The sequence below is a fragment of the Pseudomonas sp. GW821-FHT07G10 genome (assembly GCF_059418545.1).
Genome location: NZ_JBWKQB010000031.1, coordinates 70,014 through 77,451, shown reverse-complemented (window position 1 = coordinate 77,451; position 7,438 = coordinate 70,014). Strand labels below are relative to the sequence as shown.

Annotated in this window: 9 protein-coding genes; 3 read left to right on the top strand and 6 right to left on the bottom strand. The window is 60.4% G+C overall.

Annotated features, from left to right (window positions below):
* Positions 1 to 77 precede the first annotated feature (77 nt).
* Complete coding sequence (locus tag AC07O1_RS25760) at positions 78 to 890, bottom strand: class I SAM-dependent methyltransferase (protein ID WP_495090621.1); 813 nt, start codon at positions 888 to 890, stop codon at positions 78 to 80.
* A 50-nt stretch (positions 891 to 940) separates the two neighbouring features.
* Positions 941 to 1,213 carry a DUF4242 domain-containing protein gene (locus AC07O1_RS25755; protein ID WP_495090620.1) on the bottom strand — a complete coding sequence of 91 codons (273 nt, stop codon included), beginning with the start codon at positions 1,211 to 1,213 and terminating at the stop codon, positions 941 to 943.
* A 340-nt stretch (positions 1,214 to 1,553) separates the two neighbouring features.
* Between AC07O1_RS25755 and AC07O1_RS25750 the strand changes: the two genes are divergently transcribed.
* Positions 1,554 to 1,919, top strand: a complete 366-nt coding sequence (locus AC07O1_RS25750; RefSeq protein ID WP_495090619.1) for a VOC family protein — start codon at positions 1,554 to 1,556, stop codon at positions 1,917 to 1,919.
* Between the two features lie 33 nt (positions 1,920 to 1,952).
* Here the strand turns inward: AC07O1_RS25750 and AC07O1_RS25745 are convergent, their stop codons facing one another.
* Genes AC07O1_RS25745 through AC07O1_RS25730 form a run of 4 tightly spaced genes read right to left on the bottom strand, consistent with a single transcriptional unit; the run spans position 1,953 to position 5,553 of the window.
* On the bottom strand, positions 1,953 to 2,822 hold the full coding sequence (locus tag AC07O1_RS25745) for a sugar phosphate isomerase/epimerase family protein (protein ID WP_495090618.1): 870 nt from the start codon (positions 2,820 to 2,822) through the stop codon (positions 1,953 to 1,955).
* A gap of 1 nt (position 2,823) precedes the next feature.
* The gene (locus AC07O1_RS25740; protein ID WP_495090617.1) at positions 2,824 to 4,065 is read right to left on the bottom strand and encodes an NAD(P)/FAD-dependent oxidoreductase; all 1,242 of its coding nucleotides are present in this window, start codon (positions 4,063 to 4,065) and stop codon (positions 2,824 to 2,826) included.
* 18 nt (positions 4,066 to 4,083) lie between these two features.
* The gene (locus tag AC07O1_RS25735) at positions 4,084 to 4,404 is read right to left on the bottom strand and encodes a MocE family 2Fe-2S type ferredoxin (protein WP_495090616.1); all 321 of its coding nucleotides are present in this window, start codon (positions 4,402 to 4,404) and stop codon (positions 4,084 to 4,086) included.
* Between the two features lie 36 nt (positions 4,405 to 4,440).
* Entirely contained in the window at positions 4,441 to 5,553 is a 1,113-nt protein-coding gene (locus AC07O1_RS25730; RefSeq protein ID WP_495090615.1) for a fatty acid desaturase family protein, read from the bottom strand.
* 182 nt (positions 5,554 to 5,735) lie between these two features.
* Between AC07O1_RS25730 and AC07O1_RS25725 the strand changes: the two genes are divergently transcribed.
* Positions 5,736 to 6,785 carry a LacI family DNA-binding transcriptional regulator gene (locus tag AC07O1_RS25725; RefSeq protein ID WP_495090614.1) on the top strand — a complete coding sequence of 350 codons (1,050 nt, stop codon included), beginning with the start codon at positions 5,736 to 5,738 and terminating at the stop codon, positions 6,783 to 6,785.
* Between the two features lie 66 nt (positions 6,786 to 6,851).
* Positions 6,852 to 7,373 carry a GNAT family N-acetyltransferase gene (locus AC07O1_RS25720; RefSeq protein ID WP_495023953.1) on the top strand — a complete coding sequence of 174 codons (522 nt, stop codon included), beginning with the start codon at positions 6,852 to 6,854 and terminating at the stop codon, positions 7,371 to 7,373.
* Positions 7,374 to 7,438: the final 65 nt, after the last annotated feature.

The following is a 7,438-nucleotide window of genomic DNA, read 5'->3' as shown; positions in this document are numbered from 1 at the left end:
GCGAGGAACAGCAACGCAGGATATGGGCTGCTGGCGCCGAAGTTGACTAACAGAACTAGCCACACAGGCCACTAGACTCAACGCCGCGTGATAACCACCTCCAGATATTCACTCGGCACCACCAGCGACGCTTCGCCAGCCCGATTCATCGTGTCCAGCAATTTGCTCAGGTCACTCTCCAGCGCCATGGCCCCCTCAGCGGACAGCGCCGCGAAGGCCTTGTGGATCGGGCCGTACCAGGTGCGGAAAGTCTCAATGAAATGCGCGGCCGAGCGGTAGCGGAAGTTGAACATCCGCCGCGTCACGGTGACATTGCCGGCGCACTCAGCGAAAAGCGAATGCAGATGCGCTTCCGAGCCCCACAACGAAGGCGGTTGTGCGCCCGCTGGTGGTGGAAAATGCCGACCCAACGTCGTGAACATCTGGCCGACGAAACCTTCCGGGGTCCAGTTGGCAAGACCGATCCGTCCCCCCGGGCGACACACCCGCGCCAGCTCGGAGGCCGCCTTTGGCTGGTCGGGCGCGAACATTACACCGAACGTCGACAGCACCACGTCGAAGCTCGCGTCCTCGAAGGGCAGTGCCTCGGCATCGGCCACCTGAAAGATCACCTCCAGGTTCTCTGCCCTGGCCCGGTCCTCGCCTCGTTCGAGCAAAGCGGCCACGTAATCGGTCGAGGTCACCTTGCAACCTCGACGCGCTGCGGCGAGTGTGGCATTGCCATTGCCGGCCGCTACATCAAGCACGAGCTCATCGCAACGCAGGTCGCAGGCCTCCGCCAGCAGCTCCCCGACGATCTGTAAAGTTGTGCCGATCACGGCATAGTCGCCACTGGCCCACGCAACCATCTGACGGTTTTTCAGGGCGTTTAAATCAAGGGATGTGCTCATGGGAGCTGACTCTGTATGGGCTGGAATGCAGGCAGGGTACTGGAGGGCGATTACTCCGCCGTTGTCGGGTCAATGATGGAGGTGACTCGGGAAACGCTATTGGCAGGAAAACCGCCTTGTCTTGCGTGCTCCCTGACGAGTTCCTCGTTCGGTGCGATAGACACGCAGTAAATTTTCTCGCCCGTGACGTAACTATGCAGCCACTGTACTTGCGGCCCCATCTCGCGCAGGACCTTGCAGGATTTTTGTGCGATCGCTTTCAAGTCCCGTTCTGACAGTGTTCCGGCTCCCGGAATTTCGCGCTCGATGACGAACTCAGGCATGGCAACCTCCACCTTGTGGTTGATGACAGGGACGGCAGTGCTCCTGTTGGACAACTATCGCGCTCGGGCAGGTCGGCGTCCTGTCCGATCGTCGGCCAGGCCTGCCCGATCGTCCGGCGGTTTTGCACCGCGCGGCGAGGCGCTCACAATCACAGACCCCGCAAGCACCGGAGCACAACAATTGACGCTTTGTCGCAGAGCCTGCGCATGGTGATCTTCCACCTGATCACCGAAGGCGAATGCTACGTCGAACTCGGCAATGAGCCAGCGCTGCGACATCTCGTGAGAAAGCCCAATATCGCCTAACCTGAATGCACCGCCGTGCAAGGGGGACCGTAACGTGAGCGTGCAGTTGAACCACACCATCGTCTGGTGCCGCGACAAGCAAAAATCTGCGACATTTCTCGTGGACATCCTGGGCCTGCCCAGCCCTGTCCCATTCGGTCCGATGCTGATTGTCCAGCTCGATAACGGTGTCTCGCTCGATTACTACGACAACGACGAGTTTTCTTCCCAGCACTATGCCTTCCTGATTGGCGAGGAGGACTTTGACCCGGTTTTCGCCCGTATACAGAGTCGAGAACTCCCCTACTGGGCCGATCCCTGCAAGCTGCGCCCGGGCGAAATCAACCGGCTCGACGGTGGGCGAAGAGTGTATTTCGATGATCCGGACGGCCATCTGCTGGAAATTTTCACCCGGGATTAGCGTTGCGATGCCTGGTGAGGCGTAAGACGGTATCTACGGCCCTGGCGAACGACTGGTTTCCATCCGACGATGTTGCGCCAGGCTGTCATTCCAGACCTTGCGCATCAGGTCCTTAAGGATCAGCGCCTCGGCCCAGCGATCGGTGATGTCGCCTCCGTCGGCACCGGTGATGGCATAGGGTGGCGGGCCGAGTTCACAGGTGAAGGACAGGCTGGCGGGCGTGTTCGGGCGGGCCAGCCAATCTTCGATCCCATAGCGCCACCAACCCAGGAAACGCTCCAGCCAGGGTCGGTGCTGGGCGAAACTCAGGGGGACCTGGACCTGTTCACAACTGGCCACACGACCATGGAAGCCCCAGCTATGACGCAGGATGGTATGGATCTGTTCGTCATCCTCGGCAGCGGCCGGTTCTGGCAGTTCGCGGCCCACGACATAGTGGGACAAGTCGGCCAGCAACTTGAGGTCGGGCATTTGCGCGAGAATGTCGAGGGTGAACAACAGGTCACTGGTGAGGCGGTAACGATGGGTTTCCAGGAGGATCGGAAAGTCCACCTGCTCGGCCAGACGCTGCCAGCCTTCAATCAGCTCGATCGCCTGCGTCAGCGTGCGCGGCCGGACATCGGCTTGTAGTGTGAGATGGTGGCATCCGTAGCGGGAGGCAACATCGATCGCCGCTGCCAGATCATCCACGGTGCGGGGGAACAGCTGACCTTCGATTTGCAGGCCTTGCGCCTTGGCGGCGGCACTCAGGCGTGCAGCCTGTGGCGCGAGCCAGAAATGGTCGGTGATCCCGTCGAAACCGGCGGCGGCGATCTTCTCCAGTTGCGCTTCAATGGAAAGATCGCAGTGGCCACGGTGATCTTGCATGGCCCACAAGGACTGAAACACCAGGAATTCGCGCATGTCAGTTCCTCAGCAGTTGTTTGAGCGATACATCGGCATCGGCTAAAGCGACCGCCGAGAGGGGGTTATGGTTGGCGATCAGCCGTTCGCACAACTTGATGTCCTTGGCGATGCTATTGCCCTGGCCCCAGCCGCAAGCCCCTAGCAGACGTTGTTCGGCATCGAGGTAGAACAACAGGAAACCGCCACCCGGGGTTGTCCGGCTCGCCGTCGGTTCGGTGTTTGCGATTACGCCCACGGTTTGCAGCCCCCAGTCGTACTGATCGGACCAAAAGCCGGGAATGACGTCGTAGGGCTGCTCGCCGCCCAGCAGGTTCAGGGCGGCGTGACGGCCCTGGGTTTCGGCGTTGCGCCAGGTTTCCTGACGCTGGAACCCCCCTTGCGGGTGCAGACGAAACTCACAGACGTCGCCTGCCGCAAAGATGTCCGGCGCACTGGTGCGCAACTGCGCATCGACGCGAATGCCCTGACCGACCTCAAGCCCGGCAGCCACGGCCAACTCGGTGTTCGGTTGCATGCCGATACCCACCACGAGCAGATCGCAGGGCAACAACTGGCCGTCGACCAGTTGCACCGCCTCGGCGCGAGTGGCGCCCAGCACCGTTTCGATGGCCACGTTCAGTCGGACATCCACGCCCTGGCTGCGATGCAGTTCCAGCAGGACGCCGGACAGGCGCTGCGGCAGGACGCGGCCCGCCAGGCGCGGCCCGGCTTCGAGCAAGGTCACCGTGCAACCCAGGGCACGGGCGGTCGCGGCGACTTCGAGTCCGATGAAGCCGCCACCGATGATCACCAATCGAGCGTCAGGCTGCAACAAAGCGCGCAGCGTCAGGGCTTCGTCATGGGTACGCAGATAAAGCACATTGAGCAGATGCTCGGGCACATAGGGCAGCAACCGCGCTCTCCCCCCAGTCGCGAGCAGCAAACGGGCGTAATGTAACCAGCTGCCGTCGGCCAACTGCAGACGATGCTGCTGCGGATCCAGGCATTTCACCGGGTTGCCGGCCAGGTGTTCGATGTCCAGTTCGGCGAGCTGAGCGGTATCGCACAGGCTGCAGCCCGCCAGATCAATCGTGCCCTGTAACAGTCCCTTGGACAGCGGCGGACGTTCATAGGGAGGGTGGGACTCATCGCCTATCAGAATCAGGCGACCGCTATAACCTTCGCCGCGCAAGGTCAAGGCCGCGCGACCACCCGCATGCCCGGCACCCACGATAACCAGTGGATCGTTGTCAGGATTCATGGCACAGACTCCGTGCAGTTAAACCGTAATAGCGAGCAGCACACGACCCGCCTCGACCCGGACCTGATAGGTCTTGAGGTTGACGCACACCGGCGCGCCAAGGGCTTTGCCGGATCGGTAATCAAAACGCCCGTTGTGCTTGGGGCACTCGATGACATGCTCCATCACCAGGCCGTCGGCCAGGTGGATGGATTCGTGGGTGCACAGGCCCGCCGTGGCGAAAAACTTGCTGTCGGCGGAGCGGTAGACGGCATAGGTGTGCTGGCCATGGTCGAAACGAATGACATCTTCTTCGTCGATATCGCCCACGGCACATACATCGATCCATTGATCGGTCATGGCGTTTTCTCTTGTAGTGGTACAGACAGGAAGGTGTCAGGCCGGCGTTACTTCAGGTTCTGCCTGGACGTTGGCGGCCGGCGCTGCGCGTTGTGGCAAAGGGCGACGGACGAAATAGGTCGGGTCTTTGCGCTGCTTCCAGATGGTCGGAATGATTTCTCTGAAGGCCTCGAACAGACTGCTGTAAGGCGGCGGGCAGTCGTGGCGGATCTCCTCGTGAAGCTGCGCCAGCGCGTGAAAAGGCACCATCGGGTACATGTGGTGCTCAAGGTGATAGTTCATGTTGAGGTACATAAAGCGCAGCACCGGGTTCATGTAAATCGTACGGCAGTTGCTGCGGTGATCGAGTACGTCCTCAGCCAGGCCGACATGCTGCGACAGGCCGAACAGGTAGGACAGCCAACCGCCATAGAGGGTCGGCAGGCCGATAAACATCAGCGGCAACCAGCTCTGCAGATAAAGCGCAGTGCCCACGGTAAGCGCATAAATTGTTAGCCAGACGCGTGCGTCCCTCACCACCTTGGGCCACTCGGATTCGGGGATGAACGTCTGCTCTTCTTCACCCATCCGCCCTACCGCATGCCGGCAGACTGACCCCATCGTCTTCAACGCGTAAGGCATTCTGAACAGGCTCAGCACCATATTTATCAGGCTTGGCGGACGTGGTTCGACGATCTCCGGATCGCGGCCGACGATAACGGTGTCGGTGTGGTGCCGTGCGTGGCTCCAGCGCCAGACTTGGGGTTCGAACATGAACATGAAGCTCGACAGCTGGTAGACCGCATCATTCATCCAGCGGGTTTTGAACGCTGTACCGTGACCCGCTTCGTGCCAACGGGCATTGGACGCCGTGCCGTAGAGCAGCCCGTAGACGAAGAAGAACGGAATGCAGGCCCAGGAGCCCCAGAACCAGTAACCGCCGAAGCCGGTCAGGACCATCGCCAGCAGCCAGATCGCGGTATCAAGCAAGGCCGGGCCATCGCGGCGCTGCATCAATTCCTTCATGCGTTTACGAGAAATGGGGGATTGGTACCAGCTTGCCGACACCAGGCCTTTTTGCGCCGCTCTGGCGGCTTCGGGACCGGTCAATCGATAATCCCGAGGCACGGGTTTGCCGGGGTATTCAAAGGCTGCGTTTCGTTCAGGCATTTTATTGTTCTCCGCAAGCTTGATGGTTTCAGGCACCTGCCTGGATGCGCGATGGCATCGCTTGCGAAAATATAGAGAGCGCACAAATCACCCTCAAGCCCTTGAATACATTCCCTATCAAGCTATCATCCAGGCCCAGCAAGGCTTGATAGTTTTCTATCAAGGCGCTTCCGGGAGCCGCCATGAACAACAATAAACGCCCCACCATCGCCACGGTTGCTGAGCACGCGCGTTTAAGTGTCGCCACCGTGGATCGGGTGCTCAACGCCAGAGCGCCGGTCAGCCCGGCCACCGCCGAGCAGGTATTCCAGGCCGCCGAAGCGGTCGGTTATTTCGCCGCCAGGCTGATCGGCCAGCGGATCCGCGAACGTCGCCCCACCTACCGTTTCGGCATCCTGTTGCTCGGCACCGCCCAGGCGTTCTATGGCAACGTTGCCACCGCCATCACCGAAGCGGCGCAACGTCAGGCTGGTGCCAACCTGAGCATTCAATTCGAGTACGTCTTCGATCGCACGCCCAGCGCGATCATTGCCCAGATCGAACAACTGGCGGTGCAGTGCGATGGTCTGGCGGTGGTCAGCTTCGCGCATCCGCTGATCAATGCCGCCATCGCGCAGATCAGAGAAGCCGGCGTGCCGGTGATCGCGCTGCTGTCCGACATCCATGAGGCGGCGGATGAACCTTACGTCGGTCTGGATAATCATGAGGTCGGGCGCACCATGGGCTGGCTGCTGGCTCACAGCTGTGGTGCACGTAAAGGCAGCATCGGGGTGCTGCTCGGCGGCCACCGCTTTCTCGGCCATCAGGCGCGGGTCGAGGGGCTGCGCAGTTACCTGACGGAGCGCGCACCGGGGTTGCGGCTACTCGAAGCGGTGATCAACCTGGACAACTGTGACGTCACCGAAGAGGCGACGCTGGAACTGCTGGCGCGGCATGACGACTTGCGGGGTCTGTGCGTGGTCGGAGGGGGCGGTGACGGAATCATCAGTGCCCTGTCGCAGCTGCCGAAGCGGCCATCGCTGTGCTGTATCCTGCAGGAGTCGACCGAGCTGTCGCGACAAGCCCTGGATCAGGGATTGATCAGTCTGGTCATCGATTCCCAGCCGCGATTGCTGGCGACAGCGCTGGTCGACTTGCTGGTCGAGCTGCAGACCACGCCGGACTTCGATCCGATACGGCATCGGATCCATGTTCCGCTGCAGATCGTGACCTCAGAGAACGCTCGACACTGACGTTGCATTTTCAATGGACGTGAACTCAGCCCGTCACGCAGGGATTGTCAGAAGGAGCTTCCCGGTATGCTTTCGATAGAACTGCACCCCGCACAGCGCGATGAACTCGAATGCATCGAGAACCTGATGCAGTTCTACACCTACGATTTCAGCGAGTGGCTCCCGCTGAAATTCGGTAACCATGGCTTTTTCAACATCCAGCCAACACCCGATTACTGGAGAAAGCCATCGACGCACCCCTTCCTGATCAAGGTTGACGGGGAAATTGCCGGCTTCGTGACGATTGACGACGATGTCCGTTTTGACGATGTTCAGTACAACATCGGCTATTTTTTTGTCAGCCGCGGGTATCGAGGTCGAGGCGTCGGGAAGTTTGTCGTATCTGCGCTGCTCAACAAATTTCCCGGTCAATGGCAGATTTTTCACATCGACGCCAATCAGCCTGCACGGTCATTTTGGTCCAGGGTAATCCCCGCCCTCACCCAGGGTGAGTTCACTCGCCATCCGCTGTCGATCGATGGCCATGAGTGCACCCTGTTCAAGTTTCAGTTCAGTGCTGACCTTAAAGTGCCCCGCCAGCCCGGTTAGGTGCTTCACCGATCCGCGGCAGTGGCCAGAGTAGGATAAGATGGCTGCTTATCAGGCTCGCTGTG